General features: G+C 42.5%; 19 protein-coding genes. 12 read left to right on the top strand and 7 right to left on the bottom strand.

Features of this window, described 5'->3' with window-relative positions:
* Window positions 1–242: 242 nt before the first annotated feature.
* From ACP69U_RS11185 to ACP69U_RS11165, 5 genes are all read left to right on the top strand, one after another.
* Window positions 243–668: a hypothetical protein gene (locus ACP69U_RS11185; RefSeq protein ID WP_045454429.1), complete on the top strand. Its 426-nt coding sequence runs from the start codon at window positions 243–245 to the stop codon at window positions 666–668.
* A 380-nt stretch (window positions 669–1,048) separates the two neighbouring features.
* Window positions 1,049–1,261 (top strand): cold-shock protein, encoded by a 213-nt coding sequence (locus tag ACP69U_RS11180; protein ID WP_010196799.1) that lies wholly within the window; start codon window positions 1,049–1,051, stop codon window positions 1,259–1,261.
* Between the two features lie 400 nt (window positions 1,262–1,661).
* Complete coding sequence (locus tag ACP69U_RS11175) at window positions 1,662–2,078, top strand: DUF421 domain-containing protein (protein ID WP_226950247.1); 417 nt, start codon at window positions 1,662–1,664, stop codon at window positions 2,076–2,078.
* Window positions 2,079–2,544: 466 nt separating this feature from the next.
* Complete coding sequence (locus ACP69U_RS11170) at window positions 2,545–3,294, top strand: electron transfer flavoprotein subunit beta/FixA family protein (RefSeq protein WP_045446670.1); 750 nt, start codon at window positions 2,545–2,547, stop codon at window positions 3,292–3,294.
* Between the two features lie 151 nt (window positions 3,295–3,445).
* The gene (locus ACP69U_RS11165) at window positions 3,446–4,378 is read left to right on the top strand and encodes an electron transfer flavoprotein subunit alpha/FixB family protein (protein WP_193007805.1); all 933 of its coding nucleotides are present in this window, start codon (window positions 3,446–3,448) and stop codon (window positions 4,376–4,378) included.
* Window positions 4,379–4,474: 96 nt separating this feature from the next.
* Here the strand turns inward: ACP69U_RS11165 and ACP69U_RS11160 are convergent, their stop codons facing one another.
* Together ACP69U_RS11160 and ACP69U_RS11155 are read right to left on the bottom strand one after the other, a co-directional pair.
* Window positions 4,475–5,269 carry a TrmH family RNA methyltransferase gene (locus ACP69U_RS11160; protein ID WP_426138572.1) on the bottom strand — a complete coding sequence of 265 codons (795 nt, stop codon included), beginning with the start codon at window positions 5,267–5,269 and terminating at the stop codon, window positions 4,475–4,477.
* Window positions 5,270–5,372: 103 nt separating this feature from the next.
* Complete coding sequence (locus ACP69U_RS11155) at window positions 5,373–6,356, bottom strand: class 1 fructose-bisphosphatase (protein ID WP_426138571.1); 984 nt, start codon at window positions 6,354–6,356, stop codon at window positions 5,373–5,375.
* A gap of 416 nt (window positions 6,357–6,772) precedes the next feature.
* Between ACP69U_RS11155 and ACP69U_RS11150 the strand changes: the two genes are divergently transcribed.
* From ACP69U_RS11150 to ACP69U_RS11140, 3 genes are read left to right on the top strand one after another with little or no spacing between them, the layout of a single operon-like run.
* Window positions 6,773–7,846 carry an aspartate carbamoyltransferase catalytic subunit gene (locus ACP69U_RS11150; RefSeq protein ID WP_426138570.1) on the top strand — a complete coding sequence of 358 codons (1,074 nt, stop codon included), beginning with the start codon at window positions 6,773–6,775 and terminating at the stop codon, window positions 7,844–7,846.
* A gap of 60 nt (window positions 7,847–7,906) precedes the next feature.
* Complete coding sequence (locus ACP69U_RS11145; RefSeq protein WP_193007801.1) at window positions 7,907–9,118, top strand: dihydroorotase; 1,212 nt, start codon at window positions 7,907–7,909, stop codon at window positions 9,116–9,118.
* A complete protein-coding gene (locus tag ACP69U_RS11140; RefSeq protein ID WP_426138569.1) occupies window positions 9,111–9,659 on the top strand; it encodes a DUF2127 domain-containing protein in 549 nt (182 codons plus the stop codon). The genes ACP69U_RS11145 and ACP69U_RS11140 overlap by 8 nt, the downstream gene beginning before the upstream one ends.
* 118 nt (window positions 9,660–9,777) lie before the next feature.
* On the opposite strand, the gene ACP69U_RS11135 is transcribed toward ACP69U_RS11140, so the two are convergent.
* From ACP69U_RS11135 to ACP69U_RS11120, 4 genes are all read right to left on the bottom strand, one after another.
* Entirely contained in the window at window positions 9,778–11,052 is a 1,275-nt protein-coding gene (locus tag ACP69U_RS11135) for a cation:proton antiporter (RefSeq protein WP_426138568.1), read from the bottom strand.
* 93 nt (window positions 11,053–11,145) lie between these two features.
* On the bottom strand, window positions 11,146–12,759 hold the full coding sequence (locus tag ACP69U_RS11130; RefSeq protein ID WP_426138567.1) for a DUF2254 domain-containing protein: 1,614 nt from the start codon (window positions 12,757–12,759) through the stop codon (window positions 11,146–11,148).
* A 193-nt stretch (window positions 12,760–12,952) separates the two neighbouring features.
* On the bottom strand, window positions 12,953–15,907 hold the full coding sequence (locus ACP69U_RS11125) for a M66 family metalloprotease (RefSeq protein WP_426138584.1): 2,955 nt from the start codon (window positions 15,905–15,907) through the stop codon (window positions 12,953–12,955).
* A gap of 164 nt (window positions 15,908–16,071) precedes the next feature.
* Entirely contained in the window at window positions 16,072–17,613 is a 1,542-nt protein-coding gene (locus ACP69U_RS11120; RefSeq protein ID WP_426138566.1) for a YihY/virulence factor BrkB family protein, read from the bottom strand.
* A gap of 424 nt (window positions 17,614–18,037) precedes the next feature.
* Between ACP69U_RS11120 and wrbA the strand changes: the two genes are divergently transcribed.
* A complete protein-coding gene (gene wrbA, locus ACP69U_RS11115; protein ID WP_055125290.1) occupies window positions 18,038–18,655 on the top strand; it encodes an NAD(P)H:quinone oxidoreductase in 618 nt (205 codons plus the stop codon).
* A 62-nt stretch (window positions 18,656–18,717) separates the two neighbouring features.
* Window positions 18,718–19,194 carry a hypothetical protein gene (locus tag ACP69U_RS11110; protein WP_198330452.1) on the top strand — a complete coding sequence of 159 codons (477 nt, stop codon included), beginning with the start codon at window positions 18,718–18,720 and terminating at the stop codon, window positions 19,192–19,194.
* Window positions 19,195–19,284: 90 nt separating this feature from the next.
* On the opposite strand, the gene ACP69U_RS11105 is transcribed toward ACP69U_RS11110, so the two are convergent.
* Entirely contained in the window at window positions 19,285–20,055 is a 771-nt protein-coding gene (locus tag ACP69U_RS11105) for a DUF3108 domain-containing protein (RefSeq protein WP_426138565.1), read from the bottom strand.
* Window positions 20,056–20,604: 549 nt separating this feature from the next.
* Here ACP69U_RS11105 and ACP69U_RS11100 point away from each other — a divergent pair.
* Window positions 20,605–20,898 (top strand): co-chaperone GroES, encoded by a 294-nt coding sequence (locus ACP69U_RS11100; RefSeq protein WP_041757514.1) that lies wholly within the window; start codon window positions 20,605–20,607, stop codon window positions 20,896–20,898.
* Between the two features lie 127 nt (window positions 20,899–21,025).
* A complete protein-coding gene (groL, locus tag ACP69U_RS11095) occupies window positions 21,026–22,675 on the top strand; it encodes a chaperonin GroEL (protein WP_426138564.1) in 1,650 nt (549 codons plus the stop codon).
* Window positions 22,676–22,793 lie beyond the last annotated feature (118 nt).

Genomic DNA, 22,793 nt, shown 5'->3' with positions numbered 1-22,793 from the left:
TCGCTGATATAGACCTAAGAGCCCATGCTATTACTTAATAGTGTGGGCTTTTTTAGTTTGCACTACTTTAGTGAAATTTTAACCACAATCGCTTTGGTGTTGGTTGAAAACGACCAATCGATGCCTCATATATCTAGCCTTCATTGATTTTTTGAATATTCTTAGTGCAACCAGTTGCTGGTTAATTATCAAGACGATTGAGTTGCGCGTTCTTATTTTTTATAGATTATAGGTTGTGTGTTGTGCAAATATCTTATCCAGACTGGCTAACGCCGCAATTCGTATATATTACTCTTAGCGCTGTGGTAGCTGTTTTAATATGGATAGAAGGGGAGATGCTCAAAAAAACCGATGGCAAATTGCCTAAATCTAAGTTTTTTCAAATCAGCTCACTCTTGGATACTTTGTGGTTCTTTATTTCCGTTGTCATATTATATGTGATTGACTTGACGCCACTAGCCATTACGGTACCTGCTGCTTATGGCATCTATACTACCTTTGGATGGATATACGGGACGCGTTTACTAAAACGTAAAGGTATTCCTGATTCTCCTAAAGACTTGGTGATACCTGCTAAATACATCGCCTATAGTCAGTCATTTTCGCTGATATTTTTTGCGCTTTGTTTGTTAGTATTAAGTTCACCGTGGCTACCGATATCTCAATGAAGCATATGCTGACTTATCACCTATTTATTATTTGAGATAATGCTGTCACCAACTTAAATGACACCTTTACGTTAGAATGATAGATAGTAAATGATATAAAATATCTTTCTTATCAATGTATTAGATAGTATTTAATTGGCTTTCGTGACTTTTAAAAACGGATTGTCGTTGTTTACAAAAATCATCAATTTAACCTGTTGCGATTATAAAAAGCTGCTATAATCAGGCTGTACTCAAAAGATTTTAGGTCGTAATTTCAAGCTATCTAACGATATTTTGATCGTATTGACTGTTGCATTTAGCAGAAAATAGTTTGGGTATATATCAATTAATCGGTGACGACACACGTCTCGCCAACAGTTAAAGAGTTAGGAAAATTTATGTCAGATAAAGTTGAAGGCACTGTAAAGTGGTTTAATGAAGCTAAAGGTTTTGGTTTTATCGCTCAAGACAATGGCGGACAAGACGTATTCGCTCACTACAGCGCTATCCAAGGTGGTGGTTTCAAAACTCTAGCCGAAGGCCAAAAAGTGTCTTTCATCTTAGGTGATGGCAAAAAAGGCCCACAAGCCGAGCAAATCGAAGCTATCTAATCTCATTTGACATCTGGTAAGCTGATTAGTCAGTAAGCTTGATGACAGTAAGATTATCAATATGCATTGATGCCTTTGTTTGTTAAAACAATAAAAATACTGTTTCAACTCTAAAAAAAAGCAACCTCTTATCAGGTTGCTTTTTTTATGCCATTTTTTTTGCTATAAACGTAAAATCATCAAAAGCATACTGATATTAGCTGTCAGTCATCAGCACTGACTCAAAAAAGATCTAACAAAATAAGGTTGTTTTATGAAGTGGGAGGCATGGTTTTCAATCGATTGGCAGTAAGTGCTGGGTATTTCTCTATCTGCAATCGGTTTTTATTTAGGGTTAATGTTATTTACAAGATTGATGGGGTTGCGAAGTTTCTCCAAGCTCTCAAGCCATGATTTTGCGATGACTGTCGGTATTGGCAGTATACTCGCTTCAACGGTGCTATCAGACACACCGTCATTAATGCAAGGGCTGTTTTCTGTCGCAGTATTGTTTGTGATTCAAGGGGTTATCTCATTTATCAGGCGTAAATTCAAACCGTTAAAATCTCTGATAGACAATCGAGCCATTATATTAATGGCGCATGGCGAGTATTTTAGTAGAAATTTAAAAGAGGCCAATCTTAGTACCAGTGATGTTCAACAGGTTTTACGCAAGAATGGGATCAAGTCTAAAACGGAAGTATTTGCTGTCATTATGGAAACCACAGGGGATATGAGTGTCATCAAAAATAATGCAGTCACGCCTGACTGGTCATTATTCGATGATATACGCGACAGTGAGTTGCTGATTGGTTCCAGTAAAAATAGAAAATCGTAGATTTTGAGTTTTTGATTATTGTTGTCGATTGATGTTCTCGATTGATGCCAGCGAGATAGATCACAACAATCCATTAAGTAACTATCGTATTGACAGTGCTAAAAATAGGTGAAATATTGAGAATGTAGGTTAAAGAAGACTGTAAAATTGTGTACTTATAAACTATTTATTATAGAATGGTGACAAATTTATGACGCATTATTCACGGCGTTGTCTTGACCTTATGCCTGTGCTCACGCAAGATACAGGGGTCTGATAATAATGGTTGGCTTAGCTTTAGCAGATTTTATCAATGAGTAGTGTGATACTAATACCATTTTCGGTATTGTTTCTTCTCGCTTAATTAACTACTATCTGTTGACGCAGTAATAACCCTAAGTAGTATTTTGAACGACAGTTTAAAAAAATGAACCTTTGGTTCTTAACTGACAATTTTTAATTCATAACATTAATAAACGAGGAACGTATGAAAGCATTAGTAGCGGTCAAGCGTGTCATTGATTACAACGTAAAAGTTCGTGTAAAAGCTGACAACTCTGGCGTTGATTTATCAAACACTAAGATGTCAATCAATCCTTTTGATGAGATTGCAGTAGAAGAAGCGGTTCGTCTAAAAGAAGCAGGTGTGATTGATGAAATCATTGTTGCTTCAATCGGTCCAAAAGAATCACAAGAGCAAATTCGTGCAGCGTTAGCATTGGGCGCTGATCGTGGTGTTTTAGTGTTGACTGACGACAAGCCGTATCCATTACAAATTGCTAAGATCCTCAAAAATATCGCCGAGAGTGAAGGCACTGATATTATCTTATTGGGTAAGCAAGCCATTGATGATGATAACAACCAGACTGGTCAGATGCTAGCGGCATTGATGGGTATCGGTCAGGGTACGTTTGCATCAGAAGTAAAAGTTGAAGGCGATAAAGTAAACGTGACTCGTGAAATCGACGGTGGTTTACAGACGCTAGCACTTGAGTTACCAGCGGTTATCACCACTGATTTACGTTTGAATGAGCCTCGTTATGCTAAATTGCCTAACATCATGAAAGCGAAGAAAAAACCACTTGACGAAAAAACGCCTGCTGATTTTGGTGTTGATATGGCCTCTAAGCAAGAGATCATTAAAGTTGTGCCACCTGCTGAACGTAAAGCTGGCATCAAAGTGGGTTCAGTGGATGAGTTGGTCGATAAGCTAAGAAACGAAGCAAAAGTCATTTAATGTTTCAATGATTGGATACTTCGCTACGGCATATCCTGTACAAAGCTATAGATTTAACTGATTTATTTTATATAAAATAATAGTTGCTCAAACAGCTTTGTACACAAACAACCGCATGAATAGATGATACGAATAAAAAAGGATTAAAATCATGGCAATTTTGGTATATGCAGAACATGACAATGCCAGTCTGAAAAAGGCAACTTTGAATACCATCGCTGCTGCTAAGCAAATGGGTGATGATATCCATGTGTTGGTTGCAGGTAGTGGTGCTCAAGCTGTCGCTGACCAAGCAGCTAAAGCAGAAGGCGTGACTAAAGTATTATTAGCAGACAACGCTGCCTATGAGCATCAATTAGCGGGTAACGTTGCGCTATTGGTTGCTGATATCGCTGGTGATTACAGCCATATCCTTGCACCAGCAACAACCACTGGTAAGAACTTTATGCCACGTGTTGCCGCTTTACTTGACGTAAGCATGCTATCAGAAATCTCAGCCGTCGTAGATGCGCAAACGTTTGAGCGTCCTATCTATGCTGGTAACGCAACAGCAACTGTTAAGACCACAGAAGATAAAGCCGTCATAACAGTACGTACCACAGCTTTTGACCCAGTAGCAAGCGAAGGTGGTTCAGCTACTGTTGAGACAATCGACAACGTGCAAGAAACTGGCAAAGCAAGCTTCGTTAATGAAGAGATGGCGAAATCTGATCGTCCTGAATTGACTTCAGCAGGCATTGTGGTTTCTGGTGGTCGTGCCTTAGCAAATGGCGAGAACTTTACCAAATATATCGAACCATTGGCTGATAAACTTGGCGCTGCCGTTGGTGCATCACGTGCCGCTGTTGACGCAGGTTACGTACCAAACGATATGCAGGTCGGTCAAACGGGTAAAATCGTTGCACCAGACTTATATATTGCAGCGGGCATTTCAGGCGCGATTCAGCATTTAGCGGGTATGAAAGATTCTAAAGTTATTGTTGCTATCAACAATGACCCAGAAGCACCTATCGCTAGCGTTGCTGATTATTTCTTAGAAGCGGATTTATTTACAGCATTGCCTGAGCTTACTAGCAAGGTTTAATCGTTATTTAGTGATTAGTTAAGTATAAAAACCCGCTATTATTTATAGCGGGTTTTTCGTATTTGAGAGGTATGTTTTTGATTCAGTCAAACAACATTAGTTATAGTTTCTTTGACGTAGCGTTTCATATAAGCATAATGAGCCTGCAATGGCGACATTAAGGCTTTCTTGACCATTAGGCTGTGGTAGAGCGATAGGGGTGGCGCACTGCATCAGTTCGTCACAAACGCCTTGTCCTTCATGCCCCATAATCCAAGCGATAGGTTTTTTTAAGTCATGTTTATAAATGACTGTATCAGTATGGGAGCTGGTAGCAAATAGCGGTGTTTGCACATGGTCTAAAATATCTTGCACACTTAGATCTTCATAAATGGTCAGGGCAAACTGAGCGCCCATGCCTGCTCGTAATGTCTTAGGGGACCACGCTTGTGCTGTCGCACTGGTACAGAGTATATTCTTGATGCCAACCGCTGCTGCGGTGCGTAATAGGGTGCCCACATTGCCACTGTCTTGCACATCATTTAAAATCAAGCAGTCATCATTAATCATCGATAAACGAGGCGTTGGTACCTTAATGATTGCCATGATATCGATACCAGTACCTAAGCTACGAATGCTCTCATACAGCGAATTTGATAACGTTAAAACAGGCGTATAAGTAGGCAAGCGCGTCAAAATTTGCTGAACCTCAGGATGATTGTGCGCAGACTCTGCGAGTAGGATTTGGACAAACGGGTAGTCACTACGCAGCGCCGCATCGATGAGATGCACGCCCTCAATCACCGTTTGCCCTTGCTTCTTCCGCTGCCGCGCTTGCGTTAACAAGGATTTGACAAGTTTAACGGTCGTATTTTTATCTGAGGTAATAAGCTCGGTGGGATTTGCTACCATAGTGGATCGCTTAGAAAAAAATATAGAAAAATTAAACAATCAGTATAAAGCCTATACATGCTGTAGTTTTATACTGATTGTTATCAAAGTAAAGGCAAAGTGCTTATTTATCAGCGTAATTTACATGCAGATTTTTAACATAATCGACTTCATTTTTACTGCCTAGTACCACTGGGACGCGTTGGTGAATATCGGTTGGCTCTATGTCTAAAATGCGATTGACTGCATCAGTAGCAGCGCCACCCGCACGCTCAATCAATAAGCTCATTGGATTGGCTTCATACATCAAGCGTAATTTGCCCGCTTTATTGGCATATTTGGTATCGAACGGATAAGTGAAGAGACCACCACGACATAAAATACGATGCACATCACCGACCATGGCCGCCACCCAGCGTGTATTGAAATCGCGACCACGGACACCCGTTTCGCCAGCAATTAACTCATCGATATACTGCTGCATGGGTGCGCGCCAGTAGCGGTAGTTTGAAGCATTGATGGCATATTCGCTGGTATCGGCATCGATTTGCACGTTTTCTTGTATCAATACATAATCGTTAGTGTCAGGGTCTAGGCTAAACATCACGACATGATCGGCGATAGTTAGCGCTAGTACGGTAGAGGTGCCATATAATAAATAGCCTGCTGCTAGCTGTTGATTACCAGCTTGCAAGAAGTCGCTATTTTCACTGATTTGACCTTGGCGCTGGTACGGTAAAACAGAAAAGATAGTGCCAACGGCCATATTAATATCGATGTTTGATGAACCATCAAGCGGGTCGAACAATACCAACAAACTGCCATCTGCATTGGCAGGGGTAGCATCGTCAAGCTCTTCTGAGGCCACGCCTGCACAATCGGTATTCTTCGCCAAAGCATCTAATAATAAGTCATTGGCCAGTACGTCCAGTTTCTTTTGGTCTTCACCTTGGACGTTTTGGTTGCCAGCTTCTCCTAGAATGTCTGCTAGCGCTCCTTTTCTCAATAATTGTGAGATGGTTTTACCCACGTCAGTGACAGTCGTAATAACGTCACTCAGTGCAGGATTGGGTGAATAATCATTGAGATAGTCTGTAAGGGTTGTCATAAGGCTTCCTAATAAATGCTGTTAAAATAAAGGCTACTGAAACTAAGGATTAAATAAGGGGTTGGAAAATCGGTTGGGTCGCACGTTACAGACCTAAATCTGGCAAATTTTTAAATACCTCGCACGGCATCTTTGTCCTGACCACAAAATCAGCTACACTATCACTATTATTATTTATTTATCGTTTGGCTAAGCGGATTTTTAATGATGGTTTTGACAGGTCTATGGCTACTGCCCAAGAGGATGACGATGGCTGTTTTTTACAGCGCTATGTCTCTCACTGCCACTGGGGTAAATTGTAGCAAATAAGTGCCAAAATGTCCTTGTCTCTGTGCTTATCGTCGACTATAAATCGCCAAAAAACGCATAAATAATGATTATTAAATCATATAAACCAACAATAAAGACCTGCCATTATGCCAAATTCTATCGATAGCCGCTCAACTCAGACAGTCTCGCCAACGGATTATGCCAAATTCGACCCTGATACCATTCATGAGAAACTTGATGCGTCGTTAAGTCGTCCGCAGCTTAATAGCGATGGCAGTATTCGCCATTTTTTGGGGGTGGAAGGTCTTAATAAAGCGCAGCTGCAAGCGATTATTGCCAAAGCAGAGACGTTTTTTGATGATAATGGACAGCTCATTAACCGTCCTGAGCTCGAAGGCTATACGGTAATGAATTTGTTTTTTGAGCCGTCAACGCGTACCCGTACGACCTTTGAAGTAGCCGAAAAGCGTCTAGGTGCCAATGTGCTTAATATCGATATCGAGCGCTCTAGCACTAAAAAAGGCGAAAGCTTGCGTGATACGCTGTGGAATCTACAAGCCATGACGGCAGATATCTTTGTGGTACGGCATTCAGCATCAGGTGCTGCCCATTTTATGGCAACAGAGGTCACACCGAATATTGCTATTATTAATGGCGGTGATGGCTGGCATGCGCATCCAACGCAAGGGATGCTCGATATGCTCACTATTCATCGTGAAGCGCCGCGCCCATTTGAGGAGCTGTCAGTGGCTATCGTTGGCGATATCAAGCATTCGCGAGTGGCGCGCTCAGACATTAGTGCGCTACAAACCTTGGGTGTAAAAGACATTCGCGTCTGTGCGCCGCGTACCTTATTACCGAAAGGCATTGAGCGTTTTGGGGTACAAGTCTATGAAGATATGAATGACTGTGTCACGAACTGTGATGTCATTATGGGATTAAGAATACAGAACGAACGTATCGGCTCGCCACTATTGGCATCATCGAGTGAATATTATAAACACTACGGTATTACACCAGAGCGCATGGCGTTGGCTAAGCCCGATGCGTTGGTCATGCATCCAGGGCCGATGAACCGCGGTGTTGAGATTGCATCAAGCGTTGCTGATGGCGACCAGTCAGTGATTTTAAAACAGGTGAATAACGGCATCGCTATTCGTATGGCAGTACTGTCGTTAGCTATGGAAGGTCAGCGCGCTCACCAAGCTGCGAGTAAATAATCCTCTGCCTCGCTGTTTTATATTTATTTATCCCATTTTATTGATACGGTAATAACGCTCATGACAACTATGTTAAATATAGATGCACCGATAATTAACCATCTTCCTCAATCATTTAAAGACTCACTATCAAGTGCTGCGACAGATAAGTTGGCGTCACTCGAAGCTGGTCGTGAAATGTGGCTACTGCCGCCTTTGGTGGATCTGTGCGCCCGCCTACGTGAACCAGGTCAACAACAACATGGCACTTTGGAGTCAGAAGGGCGCGCTGCTCGTGGCAATGGTTTTTTGCATGTGGTCATTCCTCCTGATACCAATCCTATCTTAGAGAACGGTTCATTATTAAAAGGCTTACGTGAGCGCGCGCTTGGTGATGGCGGCATATATTTGCATATTTTGGGTGCATTGACTGCTGGTTTAGAAGGTGAGCGCCCATCAAATATCGCTGGGCTTAAAAAAGGCGGTTGCATAGCCGTTTCTAATGCGCGCCGCCCTTTTCGCAATGATTTAGTATTACTGCGTACACTGGAATACGCCGCGACTTTTAATATGAAAGTGTTCTTTTATCCTGATGAGCCAAGTCTATCTGGTGATGGCGTGGCTCATGAAGGTTATATCGCTTCATATCATGGCTTGCAGGGGATTCCTTGGATTGCTGAAACGGTTGCCTTATCAACGCAGTTGCTAATGGTTGAAGAAACGGGCATCGCCGCTCACTTTAGTCAATTATCCTGTAAATCTTCAATTGAATTAATGCGCTGGGCAAAAGATAAAGGCCTGCCCGTGACTTGTGATGTGGCCATGCATCAGTTGTATTTGACCGATGACAATTTAGAGGGTTTTAACGCCCAAGCCTATGTATTACCACCCCTGCGTAGTAATACCGATCAGCAAGCCATCCGCCGTGGTCTAAAAGATGGCACCATTGATGCGATATGTAGCCATCATGAACCCTTGAACAGTACCGCCAAAAAAGCCCCATTTGCTGAGAGTACACCAGGCATCTCAAATTTTGATACCTTTATGGCGCTGGCTTGTCAGCTAGTCAATGATGAGGTGTTAACCTTAGAGCAACTTGTCGATAAAATCTGTCTCAATCCGGCGAAAATCGCTGGTATTAGTGAGCAATATGAAAAAATCGGCGGCGCAGTACTGGTGGATCCTAAGTTAGAGTGGCAAGTGACCGCCCAATCCATGCTGTCCAATGGTAAAAACACGCCATTCTTTAATCAGCAGTTGCAAGGCCACGTTGTGGAGACTTTCTTTGGCTAATTTGCCTAGGCAGGATGATAGTCTGCAACCATCCTCGAAGGATAGCGATCATCACTTGCACAACCAAACCATCAAGTCGCACAGTACTGCCAGTGAGTCTATCAAAGCGGTGGCAATCTATGAGGTGGTTAAAGGGGTCGGTGCGCTATTAGGGGCAGGGGCTTTATGGTCATGGCATGCTGACCTTGAGCATTGGCTGACGACAGCGACTGCTTCTTGGCAACAGACTTTTGGACAGCTACTGGCACCGCAAGTTGACAGTGCAGTACGGATTGCCCAGCAAGCAAGTAAAAACTGGCCATTATTCTTGTTATTAATCTTTGCTTACGCCAGTCTGCGTTTCCTTGAGGCTTATGGCTTATGGCAAGATAAAACATGGGCGTATTGGTTTGGTGTGCTGGGTTATGGGGTGTTTATTCCTATTGAGCTTTACTATCTAATCGTTAGCCCATTTGATTGGTTTAAGCTTGGGATATTAGTCTCGAATCTTCTTATTGTGGTCGTGGTCTATCGTAATATGAAGCGAAAGGGTCTGATATAAAAAGGGCTTATTATAGCGCCTATCAAAAAAACTGAATGTGTATGAAAAAGCCAGCGTAAGATACTATCTTATGCTGGCTTTCTTTTGCTAAAACGATTGGCTTAAAACTGGTTATAAATTATGGCTTTGCTGTACTCTTATCAGTGCGAATGCTTTTGGCGACTTTGCCAATACTCAAACCTTGCACCAAGATAGAGAATATCACGACTGCATAAGTGAGCGCCAACAAGATATCGCGTTCGGTTCCCAGCGGCAGCTGCAACACTAAGGCAACCGAAATACCCCCACGTAATCCGCCCCATGTCAGCACTTTCCATGCACCAGTCGGCAAATCGAGCTGACGATGAAAGGTTTTGGTCGTCATACCTACAACGATAAAACGCGCAAGTAGGGCAATGACAATCGTCAAGCCAGCGGCGATAAATAAATTACCCGAATAAGCAATCATCACTACTTCTAAACCGATGAGTACGAATAAAATAGCATTGAGAATTTCATCGATTAATTCCCAAAATAAATCAATATAATGCCGCGTTTTATCGCTCATCGCCAATGCGCGTCCGCGATTACCAACCATTAATCCCATCATCACCATGGCGAGTGGTCCTGATAAATGCCAATGACTGGCGAGTGCATAACCACCTATCACACCAGCAAGCGTTAACAACACTTCTTCTTGATAGCTATCGATACTTTTCAGCATGTAATACAAAATCGACCCAAGTATCAACCCAAAAATAATGCCGCCACCGGCTTCAACCGCTAGAGTATGCGCCACATAATTGGCGGTTGGGATATCACCACTGGATAAAATACCTAGCAGCAATACAAAGATGACGACGCCGATACCATCATTAAATAAAGACTCGCCCGCGATGACCGTTTCTATACTTTTTGGCGCGCCAGCCGATGCCAAAATACCCATTACGGCAATGGGGTCGGTCGGTGATATTAGAGCACCGAATAGCAAACACCAAAGAAACGGCAAACCGAAACCAAGCAGCGGCAGCATAAAATAAAGCGCCGTGGCGATAAGCATCGCAGAGACGATGGTACCGACGCAAGCAAGGATGCCAATAGGCAGTTTATAACGTTTTAAATCGCTGATATTGACGTGCAGCGCCCCTGCAAATAACAGCATAGAGAGCATGCCATCTAATAAGACTTCGGTAAAATCAAGCTGCTCTAATAAGCTTACTTCATAATCAATCAGCTGATCAAATCCCAAAAATCCCAAAAATATCGCGCCAATAGATAATAAAATGGAGATAACCATCACGCCAATCGTGGTCGGTAGACCAATAAAACGATGGTTAACGTAAGTTAATAGGGCTGTGATGGATAAAAATATGGCGCTGATTTCAAGTATGGTTAGGCTACTGGTAGGGGCCATGAAAAAATTCTCAAGTGAGTTTAAAATTGTCATAAGCTTAGCGCTTACAAACACTAAATAGGTTTGATTTTAGTTTAGTTATCGTTTGTCTTTTTATTTTGATTGCGTTTGTAATACTTGGCGAATATGGCTGTCAAACGCGCTAACATAGTCAAAATACTGATGATGAGCATCGTTGCTAAGTATGAATTGCTGGGCTTGTTGGCACATTGCGCTCAAGTCATCTATCAGCTCTTGATAGCTTAGGTTTTCTTCTCCTGCGCGCTCAATCAGTTTTATCTCATGCAATAGGGTTTGCTGCTGTGCGTTATTTACGCGAGCATAACTTAGATTGACCATCGCCTGACATAGCGCTTTTAAGACCATCAAATCTGCTGCTGCATACCGACGTATCTCGCCTAGTGATGTATTGATAAAATCAGATATTTTGGGAGTATGAGTAACTATGGCTAATATCGCCAAGCGTCGCTGTTTAACTTCGGCTTTGGATGAATCATCGTTTTGTGCTGGTGTATAAAAATGATAGGGACTGGGCGGCTGACGACGCATCATAATACTTAAGCAACTGGTCAGTGATTGTACGCAGTTGACTGCTGTTTTTGGATCATTGATACCAGGCGATAAGGCGCGTACGGCGATTTCAGTCATTTGTCCCAAGCTATAAGCAATATCGTTAGAATGAGTCAGTCGTTGTTCGATACGTATACAGCCGGCAAAACGTTGCCAAAAAAGTCCGTCAGGGGCGCGCGGCACAACAGCTAAAGATGGCGTCGCTGTTTTTTGTTGATTGCTTGGATGATCTGCTGGACGCTGGTAAAAGTAACCGATGACATTTTTGTCAGTGACATAATCACCAAGATTAATACGCATTTGCACCACGCCGCCATAGTCTTGTGTCAGTGTAATCAGCGACTCAAGGTAAAATTGTTGGACATAACCTGAGCTTGGTGGATAAATGGGCATCGCTGACCAATGATGAAACTGTTCAATGTCATGATGTTCTATATCGCGTTGATGCTGGATATCGCAATGATCGCGATACCAATAGTGAATATTATTAATCGCATCATTGCTGGCGTTTTGAATTACATGTGAGGCTTGAATGGCATGTACCATATGCTGTACAAAGTACACCAGCAACAGCGCACATATAATTGCCATGATAATCGCAAAAGTCACGGCGAGCTGTGGCACACCAAAAGCCACGTCATATTTATGGATGGATTTTAACACCAATAAACTATAACTAAAGGTGCCAATGAACGCCCCCAATACAAATTGATTGGGTGTATCGGTCAAAAAATTGCGCAACAGCCGTGGGCCAAATTGCGAAGAGGCCATCGACAGTACCGCGATTGTGATAGAAAAGGTCGTACCTGCTACGCCTAATACTGCGCCTGCGATGGCAGTCATGATGGCGCGCGCCGCATCGTCGTCACCGGTAAAAGCAAAGGTAATCTCTCTGACGGTTTCGCGGTCAAAGTGTTGATCGATAGTGACCAATAAAGGCGCTAGCAATATACCTACAATGACGCATGCCGTTGGGATAAACCAATAAGAGCCAATAAGCTGCTGCCATAGGTTTCTTAGTCGATCAGGCATATCGGTCAGTGTTTGTAGCGACCACAATTGAAAAAACTGCCTCACCCCTTGCATCATGGTTGTCATTATTCGCGTGAACAAGCCGCTTTCGGGGGAATTATTCAATGTGGTCAGCTCCAAAAGTGACGCCGATTTTTATTCATCATAAAACTTATTTGTCACAAAACGGCGATATTTTTTGACGAATAAAAACGCTTAAAAGTAAATTAGCTTATCATATAACAGATTGCGCACAAAAATTTAGTAAAAAATAAGCCCCTATCATAGGAGCTTATTTTTAGCATGATGGATTGTTTTGTTAATTGACTAGATTGTCAATCCAATTGCTTATCGCAGTGCTTACTTTTGCTAGCACTGATGGCTCTTCTTTACTGTCCATACTTAATGAACGCGTTTGCATATCATCCGTCGATACTGGCTGTTTTTGCAGACTATCTACGATTAACGGTAGATTATTACCAGCGGTTGCTAAGATAAAGCTTGGGTTTTTGGTTAACGTTGTCCACTTCTGATTCCATCCACCACTACAATTGTAAGTAATTAAGCTTCCGCGATTATCTACTAAATTACCAGTACGCAAATCAAAGCATTTGCCACCTTGTTTGATTTGGTCAGTACCGTTCATCTCCCAAACTTGCGCTGGCGAGTCCAAGCTACAAGCACCCAAAACCACCCAAGAACCTTGTTCCGTTAAGCACTTATCTAATGCCATTTTGCTGTGAATTTTGCCTTTAAGATCGTAAATCCACTGTTCAGAGTCGTCACCAGTACAGCCACTTGGGCCACTAATAAAGCTATTTAACTTACCACCTTCTAGAGTTTCAACTTTAAGGCAGTTGTTGCCATTACGGATAGTAGTCACATTATCTAAAGGTTTGTCATCTTGTAGCTCTAAATCTACAACAAACTTTTGAAATTCGGTAAGTGCTTCAGGCTCTTTCTTGATTAAATCTGTACGATAGACATTGACCCAACGGTTTAGACGATGTAGAGTTTCTTGCTGCTTCTCATAACGCTCTAATGTTTGGAGTGCTAAAGGGCTAAGCTCATCACGATACTCTTTGTAAGAATCATATAATAACTGACCGTTGGCGTCTAAACTAATAGTCGAATTTTCTGCTTGAGCAAGAAGTTTCTGCTCTAAGATTGGCAATTCTACCTTTCTTAGTGCCGTATAGCCCTGTTCTTTACCAAAGGTAACCGCGGGTTTAATCGCCTCACTATATTGACGAATATCAATGGTTGAGAGCTGTACTTGTGCTTCATTGACCTTTTTACAGTATAAATCTACTTTTTTCGGGTTGTCTGCAATCGCTAAATTAACATGGAACTTATTGGCGTTACTGGTCATCCGATTAGGAGCCAACGCAATATCATTAATCGTGTTATTACTATAAGTAACGCTTAACCAGCAGCTTGCTGATTCAAGCGAGTTATGCGGTGTCGCTAACTCAAAAACGTTGCCCCAGTTACCACGTGCTTCTGGATAAATAATACCCTTTTGCGCGACAGGGTCATAACCGCCTAAAATGGTAAAGACTGGCACGCCTTGTAAGCGTGGTTTTAAGTAATTACCGTCGGTACTGTTGTACCAAACGTTTTTAGAACCTTGCCATACCTTAGGCTGGATGACTTCCATCTTTCTGAGATCGGCATTCCATTTCTTATAGCCAGTTGGTGAATCAGCGTCAAATACAGCCCGATCAAATGCTGGCTGGATCTTAATTTTTGTACTATAACCCGTATAGTGAGTATAGTTTGAATAAGCGCCACTCTGTGATCCACCAGACATCGCATCGCGACCATAGCCATAGGTGGCTAAGAAAAGAGGTTTACCAGTGAGACCATCACCCTCGACCTGTCGTGGCCAGTCTAAGTTGCTGCGCATTTTGTTTCTGACGCCATTATAGCCCCAGCCACTATTGGCATGATGCTCGGCCCAAAAGAAATCGCCGTTCTGTTCACCAGGATAATGACCCAATCCATAATGATGACCGATTTCGTGGCTGAACTCATTACCTTGAGAGTCGATTAGGGTCAACATACCATTACCGCCGCTTAAGCCGTGGTTATATTCACCATTCTTATATTTACCGCGAGCGTGATGCGCATTGACGTTCTGGGTCAATTGCGGTTGCTCTTGACTTTGCATTGAAGCACTGGTGACGCCCCAATTGGCTAAATTAATGCCAACACCAAAGGTTGATTTCGCGGTGTTTTCGCGCATATCACCAGCATAAACGCCAGCATCATTTGAGTCACTGACTGAATCATAAATAGTGCCATTGGCGACCATTACTCGTTCGAGCTTCATGTCATCATAGCTAGCAACGGTCATTTGTGCTGCTGGAATGGTTTGGAAGTAGTCTGAACCCGCTCTTTCTGGATCGCGTAGCATATAATGACCCCAAGATTGAGGTGCATCCGTTAACATGCCTAGACGGATATTGGTCAATACCAACTCACCAGGGGCGGCAAAATCTATGTTATCTTCTGACAGTTCACCGCTACGATTTTGGTCATCCACAATGCGAATTTTGAGACCACCTTGTACCTCATCCCAGTTGAGTTTGGTTGACCATGCACGCTTACTGTAAGCAACGCGTGCGCGCTGATCAGTGTTAGTCTGATCCGTGTCTGGGATTTGAGTCGGATCGGCTAAATTGACAGTTCGTAATAAAAACCCGTCTTTGTAAATTTCAGCCGCTAATTTATTAATGTCACCCATTTCAAGCGTAGGCGTCACCAATAACAGCGCCTCTTTTTCTGCCGTCAGGCGCGGCATGTTTTTTGCTTCGTTACCCTGTGGATCAACGGTATGATTTTGCCCAAACTGTATCATCGCTTGAAATTCGCCAACCAAGTCTGGACGAATAGCACGAATTTCTCCCGCTCTACCATCGTGATCAAAAAACCCTAATAAATAAAAATCAGCGATGTCCTTTTTGGGTTCTGGATATTTGATAGGCGTAGCTGGCACAAGTGGCGTAGCAGGAATGCTCGTTATTGGTGGTTTAATAGGCGTGCTTGGTTCAAGTGGCGTAGCAGGAAGACTCGTTACTGGTGGCTTAATAGGCGTACTTGGTTCGAGTGGCGTAGCAGGAATGCTCGTTACTGGTGGTTTAACAGGCGGCGTTTCTACTGGTAGATTAACTGTTGGTGCAGGTGATGATGTGCTGCCATCACCTTCACCACAAGCAGAAAGCATAATGGATACGACACAAATGCTTAGCGCTTTTACTGGGAATGCTATTGTGTTTTTCAATTTATTGCCCTAATAAAGTTTAAGGCAATATAACAGCTGTGTTAGTATCTCGTACGACTTTTGTTCTATAGATAATAATAAGTTCTATTACAAACTCTAGTGAAAATTAATTTTTATTATTCAATATACCTCATTCATTACTAACGCTTTTCTTAATTCGTCTTTGGGTTATCTGATTCAGTAATGATATCGCCTTTATGATTAAAGAGATTACCATTGGTTTTAGTTTGAGAGTCATTCAAATCTTTAGGAATAAGAATCTCATTATCCTGCTCATCGCATTCAATATCACTGTCTTTATCATAAGCTATTGGGTCAAAGTGTGGGGTGTCTTTGTTCGGCTCATTCTTGTCTAATGCTGCAGTGGTCGCCGAGGTTTTTCTAAATAAATTTGATTGACCGCCTTTGATGCCTTTTCCATTAGAATCAGCTTTTTTACGTGGCTCACTATTGGCAAAAATAGCATTTAACGGTAGATCTAACTGTTGCTTGGCATAAGCTTCCGTATTCTCAAAACGGTTGACTAGCAAGCTAAGCCAAGGTTTTTGATCTTCTGGCCCCATCTCATCTAGCTCATCTTTGATAGGCAAGGGGTAAGGTAGGGTGCGATAAAAATCCCATAACGTCATTTTGCTCAAATCTCTCTTGAGCACATAATCATTATCTTCAGTCATGGTGATTAAATTGCTGTCTTGCAGATAATTAATATAGGTATACCATTTTGGTAGCTCTTTGCGTCCTAGCACATTACGTAGCGCTTGTTCGCTTACCGCTTCCCCTTTTAAATGATGGGTATAAACGAGGTTTAGCATATCGAGCAAACTTAGGAGCGGGTGGCGTGGATAGACCTCTTTAGTCTCAAAAATCGTCAAGGTATAGCTAATTTCAACACCTAATAGAATTAAATTCCAAGACAAATATATCCATAATAAGAAGATGGGCAGTGCCGCAAAAGCCCCGTAAATCGCTTCATAACTGGTGAAGTTTGCCATTACTGTACCAAACAGGTGCTTCATCAGCTCGAATACGATAGCGACGAAGAGACCAGCAATGGCTGCATTTTTCGCGGGTACGCGTGCTTTTGGGATGAACCAGTACATACCAATAAAGCCTGCGACAGTGATACCAATGGATACGGCTTGTACCCAAAAAGACCAGTCAATGCCATAACCAGCAATTTGTCGATTTAAAAAACTCAAGCTTTGTACCGCGCTTGAAGCAAGAAATGCCGTACCCAGTACTAACGGTCCTAACGTGACGATGGTCCAGTAGCGCAGCATGCTTTTCATACCGCCAGAGCGGTTTTCCACCCGCCAGATTTGGTTAAATGCGCGCTCGATAGTTGTTAGCGTCATAATGGTCGTAAAAAATAACACCATTGCCCCAATGATGGTTAGATTTGAGGATTTTTCAGCGAAGCTATTGATATACTCACTGACCTGCATGCTTGATTGTGGTAGCAAGTTACTATAAATCACTTCATATATCTGTGCTCTAACGGACGCAAGTGCGGGTACAGAAGATAGGATCATCAATAGGACGGTTAGGACGGGTACAATTGACAACATAGTCGTGTAGGTCAGCGATGCCGCTTTTTGCTGGCAATTGTCTTCAAAAAAGTGCCGAGTCAAGAATCGTAAGAATTGAAACCAGCGTTGATGTAAAAACGGGATTTTTTTTGATAAATTTTCCATATCGACCATTTAGCAGGTGTTTGAGTGACAGTAGTGTAACAAAGATATGCTGTTACCATCTGCGGTTTAATTGTGTCAAAATGCACAGCAGCAACCTCTCTAGCAGGCTATTAGCGACAATGTGTACCAAGGCTGTTTGCATGTCGGTGAATGACTGGGGCATAATATATGCCTATATTGCAGTATCTGTCACAGATTATGTATATAGTCATTCCACTATAAAATTATTACAGCGTTAACCTCGCTTGAAGTATTTAATATACATCTACACTCGGTTGCCTTGCACTAGTACTATTTTTAAATTGAATCGACTATAGCTACATAATCAATAAGGTTTTATGCTAAAGAAATAGACTGCATAGAAGCGGTTGTAGGTGATTGGAATCAACAATAACATTAATGGTTTTATGAGGAAGTATTGCTAATGAGTCAGACCGCCCCTTATGTTTTGGTGCTCTATTATTCAAATTACGGTACGACTAAGACATTGGCTTATGCTATCGCTCAAGGTATTGAGGATGCTGGTATGACAGCCCGTATCCGTACTGTACCAACGGTTGCACCAGAGACCACGTCGAGCAAGCCTGCGATACCTGATGAAGGTGACTTATATTGCACTATGGATGATCTAAGAGACTGTATGGGTTTGGCGCTTGGTAGCCCGACGCACTTCGGTAATATGGCTGCCCCCATGAAATATTTTTGGGACAATACGGTCACTATTTGGCTGGCAGGTAATTTACAGAACAAACCTGCTGCTGTATTTACTGCGACCGGCTCGATGCACGGCGGTCAAGAGACGACATTGCTGACCATGATGTTGCCGTTGATGCATCACGGCATGATCCTTGTTGGTGTGCCTTATGCTGAGCCTGCGCTTAATCGTACTCATCGTGGTGGCTCGCCTTATGGTGCCAGCCACGTGAGTGGGGCGTTGCATGATCAACCCGTCTCAGCTGATGAGCGCGAGTTGGCTATCGCCCAAGGTCGCCGCTTGGCTATTAGTGCTACTGCATTGGCGCAAGCTAACTGGACTCGCTAAGCGGATTTTTATAGCATGCAACGTCTTATATAACGCTATTAATTAGGAAGTAAATATATCTAATGGTCACTAACCGCTCCGATAGTGAGATAAGCGCACCAGCCAAAAAATCTGCCAAAGCTGCTAAGCTTAAAAAGCCAATTACGCCCATTCGTCAGCGCTTGATGGTGACTTGGCTGATTTGGTTGGTTTATAGACTGCTTGGGCTACCTATTTTTATCAATGTTTTTAATCCCAGTAGTCCTGATATCATTGGCGGTATCGCCTGGCAAGCATTATGGCTAGTGCCAGCATTTATTTTGACGCCCGCGATACTACGGGGTCGTTCGCCATATGTGCTATTGATAGGCAGTATGCTGACCTTGGTTTATTTAGGGGCGAGTGGTGTGGTGCTGTTTACCCGCGTTTACGGCAGCAGCTGGGCAGAGATAGTGGTTTATCTGCTTGATTTTGTCTTATTACTGGCAATCAATATTTGGTTATTTATTCTACTAAAGCGTCTTCCTTCAATGAACAACGTCGTTAAGCAGCCACGTTAGTTGATTTCGCTAAATTTAAGACATAAAAAAGCGGCGCTCTATTTAGAGTGCCGCTTTTTTTATGCTATTTCTGCTTATTTAATAAAAAGCTTAATTTACTTTGGTTAATTCTAAATCCATCTTTTTGCCATCATTAATTTGGCTAACTTTTACTGGTAGGTAATCTAAGCTTGGTGCGAGCCAAAAACTGGTAGAACGACTATTGTCATCGTGGATACGGTCGACACGTACAGTATCAAATGTGCCAGCTGGAACGGTAATCTTGGTGTTACCAGATTTTTTGAAAGGGGTTTTCTCTATTTTGTCTTTTTTCGCCATGTAATAGTTGCCAGAGAATTTACCGTTCAATAAGTCTTGGCGAATTTGCACTTCCAAACTTAAATCATCAAAAGCTTGTTGTGCCATGTTCATGGTCGTCGATTTGCCTTTATAGTTACTCACCACCTTTTTACTGTTTGGATTGAAGTCTAATTTGTGCGTACGACCAACGCCTAATAGCTTATAAGTGGTGCTGGCTTGAGTCGGAATGACATTATTACCGTTGATGGTAAAAGTGCTGTTTTGCGAAGCACTTGCAACACCTGCCACCCGAGCATTGACATTATATTTCCAAGTATTGCCAGATTTGTTAAGCGTGCGAGTAGCCGTGCCTTTATATTTGTCCTCAACGGTGAAGCTGTAGTTGGCGCTTGAAGGTTCGATATTCTTTGCGCTGGCAAGGGTTGGTGCAGTCATACTTATCGCTCCAATCGTAGCAATACTGGCCCCAGTGGTTAGGGCGGTTAAAAACTTAGACTTGCTACGTTTAGTATTATTAGTATCGGTTGTTAACGACTTTTGATCGTTTGATAAAAAACTCATGGACATTCCTTAATCGCTATTTATGGCATTGCTTATAACTATCGTTATTTTCTCAAGGACTATAATGGTCATGTTCTGCTATCTTTTCAAGAGTGCCAGCTGTCCCAGTGGTGTTGCTATTGTAGTCAAGGTTGCTGGTATCGAGCGCGATATCATAAGGCGTCACTTGCTGTAAGTTTCGTAAAAAGAGGTAAGTTAATCGGTCAGTGGCAAAAGATATGGTGTCACTTAACTAACTCCATTCAGTATTGAAATTTACCCCTCATATCGCTGCTTTTATAATCTTGCTAAAGCCTTTCATACTGTGCAATCCAATCAAATGACTGTTCATAAACGTCATTACCAACTAAATAATCCATGATATGCAAAATTCTTGTAAATTTTTGGGCTTTACACTTGAAGCTAACTCACTTTGCCCCCACTTTTTGATACAAGCTCAAAGCTTATCTTTAGAATGCTGTTTTAAGCAGTAGTGCCTATAGATATTGGTATTGAGACCATTAATTCAAATAAACCCTTATTGCAAATAACCAAATTATTGGAGACATATTGATGAATATTCGTCCTTTACATGATCGCATCGTTGTCCGCCGCATAGAAGAAGAAACAAAAACGGCTGGTGGTATCTTGCTTCCTGGTTCTGCTCAAGAAAAACCTTCACAAGGTGAAGTGCTAGCAACTGGTAACGGTCAGATTCGTGACAACGGCGAAACTCGCGCGTTAGATGTAAAAACTGGCGACAAAGTCTTGTTCGGTCAATATGCTGGTCAAACCGTGAAAGTTGACGGCGAAGAACTATTGATTATGAAAGAATCTGATGTATTGGGTGTGCTTGAAGGCTAATTGTCCACGAGGCAATGTTAGCTAATTATTGTTAGCTGACACCATGTATACCTCAAGAGCATTTATAAAAAATTTCTTTGAAACATTTAATTGCATTCTCATACTTATAATAGTGGAGTAATTTAACATGGCAAAAGACGTAAAATTCGGCATTGATGCCCGTAAACAAATGATGGACGGCGTAAACGTTCTAGCAAATGCGGTAAAAGTAACTTTAGGCCCTAAAGGTCGTAACGTGGTTATCGATAAATCATTTGGCGCACCTACCATCACTAAAGATGGTGTTTCAGTTGCCAAAGAAATCGAGCTTGAAAACAAATTTGAAAACATGGGCGCGCAATTGGTGCGTGAAGTTGCTAGCCGTACCAACGATGTTGCTGGTGATGGTACAACGACTGCGACCGTATTGGCTCAGTCAATCTTGCAAGAAGGCATGAAATCAGTTGCTGCTGGCATGAACCCAATGGATCTAAAACGCGGTATCGATAAAGCCGTTCGCGCTGCTGTTGAGCAAATCCATTTGCTATCAACGCCAGCTGATGATTCAAAAGCGATTGCTCAAGTTGGTTCTATCTCTGCTAACTCAGACACCAAAATCGGCGAACTGATTGCCCAAGCGATGGAAAGAGTTGGTAAGCAAGGCGTTATCACCGTTGAAGAAGGTTCAAGCTTTGAAGATACCTTGGAAGTTGTCGAAGGTATGCAGTTTGACCGTGGTTATATCAGCCCGTACTTTGCTAACAAGCAGGACAGCTTAACTGCTGAATTTGAAAACCCATATATCTTGTTGGTTGATAAAAAAATCAGCAATATCCGTGAAATCGTGCCATTACTTGAGCAAGTGATGCAGCAGAGCAAGCCATTGCTAATCATCGCTGAAGACGTAGAAAACGAAGCATTGGCGACATTGGTTGTCAACAACATGCGTGGCGGCTTGAAAACTTGTGCCGTAAAAGCACCAGGTTTCGGCGATCGTCGTAAAGCCATGCTTGAAGATATCGCAACGCTAACTGGCGGTACTGTGATTTCTGAAGAGATTGGTCTAAGTTTAGAGACTGCTACTCTTGAGCAACTTGGTACCGCTAAGAAAGTCACTGTCGGTAAAGAAAATACCGTGATCGTTGATGGCGCTGGTAACTCTGCTGACATCGAAAATCGCGTTGAATCTATTAAGCGTCAAGTTGAAGAATCAACGTCTGACTACGATAAAGAAAAGCTACAAGAGCGTATGGCGAAACTGGCTGGCGGCGTTGCCGTTATCAAAGTTGGCGCTGCGACTGAAACTGAAATGAAAGAGAAGAAAGATCGTGTTGACGATGCGCTACATGCGACTCGTGCAGCGGTTGAAGAAGGCGTTGTCCCTGGCGGCGGTGTTGCCTTAGTTCGTGCAATGAATGCATTGTCTGAGCTACGTGGCGATAACGATGACCAAAACGCGGGTATCAATATCTTACGTCGCGCAATGGAAGCACCATTACGTCAAATCGTAACCAACGCTGGCGAAGAAGCATCAGTTGTGGTCAACGAAGTGAAGAGTGGCAGCGGTAACTATGGTTACAACGCAGCTTCTAGCGAATACGGCGATATGTTAGAGATGGGTATTCTTGATCCAGCTAAAGTAGCTCGTTCAGCGCTAGAAAACGCAGCATCTGTAGCTGGCTTAATGCTAACGACCGAAGTCATGATTACTGATTTGCCACAAGGTGATGACGGTATGGCTGGCATGGGCGGTGCTGGTGGAATGGGCGGTATGGGTGGAATGGGCGGCATGATGTAATTTTACTTCTGCTACAAAGCGATTTCTTTTCGTCAGATGCGCTCAATGTACAACAGGTACTATTTTTGCGCATCTTCCTCGACAAATCGCTTTTCGCTAGAAGTATGATTTTGTCATA

Origin of the sequence: Psychrobacter sp. TWR1-1-1 (genome assembly GCF_049895865.1) — a bacterium.
Lineage (GTDB): Bacteria > Pseudomonadota > Gammaproteobacteria > Pseudomonadales > Moraxellaceae > Psychrobacter > Psychrobacter immobilis_A.
Note: the sequence above shows the minus strand (reverse complement) of the source record. Positions and strands in the feature narration are given on the sequence as shown.

What these genes read in the sequence shown, in the direction of transcription:
- ACP69U_RS11170 (WP_045446670.1), top strand. Translation starts at nt 2,545, where the DNA reads ATGAAAGCATTAGTAGCGGTCAAGCGTGTCATTGATTACAACGTAAAA.
- ACP69U_RS11145 (WP_193007801.1), top strand. Translation starts at nt 7,907, where the DNA reads ATGACAACTATGTTAAATATAGATGCACCGATAATTAACCATCTTCCT.
- wrbA (WP_055125290.1), top strand. Translation starts at nt 18,038, where the DNA reads ATGAGTCAGACCGCCCCTTATGTTTTGGTGCTCTATTATTCAAATTAC.
- ACP69U_RS11180 (WP_010196799.1), top strand. Translation starts at nt 1,049, where the DNA reads ATGTCAGATAAAGTTGAAGGCACTGTAAAGTGGTTTAATGAAGCTAAA.
- ACP69U_RS11105 (WP_426138565.1), bottom strand. Translation starts at nt 20,055, where the DNA reads ATGAGTTTTTTATCAAACGATCAAAAGTCGTTAACAACCGATACTAAT.
- ACP69U_RS11160 (WP_426138572.1), bottom strand. Translation starts at nt 5,269, where the DNA reads ATGGTAGCAAATCCCACCGAGCTTATTACCTCAGATAAAAATACGACC.
- ACP69U_RS11150 (WP_426138570.1), top strand. Translation starts at nt 6,773, where the DNA reads ATGCCAAATTCTATCGATAGCCGCTCAACTCAGACAGTCTCGCCAACG.
- ACP69U_RS11110 (WP_198330452.1), top strand. Translation starts at nt 18,718, where the DNA reads ATGGTCACTAACCGCTCCGATAGTGAGATAAGCGCACCAGCCAAAAAA.
- ACP69U_RS11175 (WP_226950247.1), top strand. Translation starts at nt 1,662, where the DNA reads ATGACTGTCGGTATTGGCAGTATACTCGCTTCAACGGTGCTATCAGAC.
- ACP69U_RS11165 (WP_193007805.1), top strand. Translation starts at nt 3,446, where the DNA reads ATGGCAATTTTGGTATATGCAGAACATGACAATGCCAGTCTGAAAAAG.
- ACP69U_RS11135 (WP_426138568.1), bottom strand. Translation starts at nt 11,052, where the DNA reads ATGGCCCCTACCAGTAGCCTAACCATACTTGAAATCAGCGCCATATTT.
- ACP69U_RS11155 (WP_426138571.1), bottom strand. Translation starts at nt 6,356, where the DNA reads ATGACAACCCTTACAGACTATCTCAATGATTATTCACCCAATCCTGCA.
- groL (WP_426138564.1), top strand. Translation starts at nt 21,026, where the DNA reads ATGGCAAAAGACGTAAAATTCGGCATTGATGCCCGTAAACAAATGATG.
- ACP69U_RS11120 (WP_426138566.1), bottom strand. Translation starts at nt 17,613, where the DNA reads ATGGAAAATTTATCAAAAAAAATCCCGTTTTTACATCAACGCTGGTTT.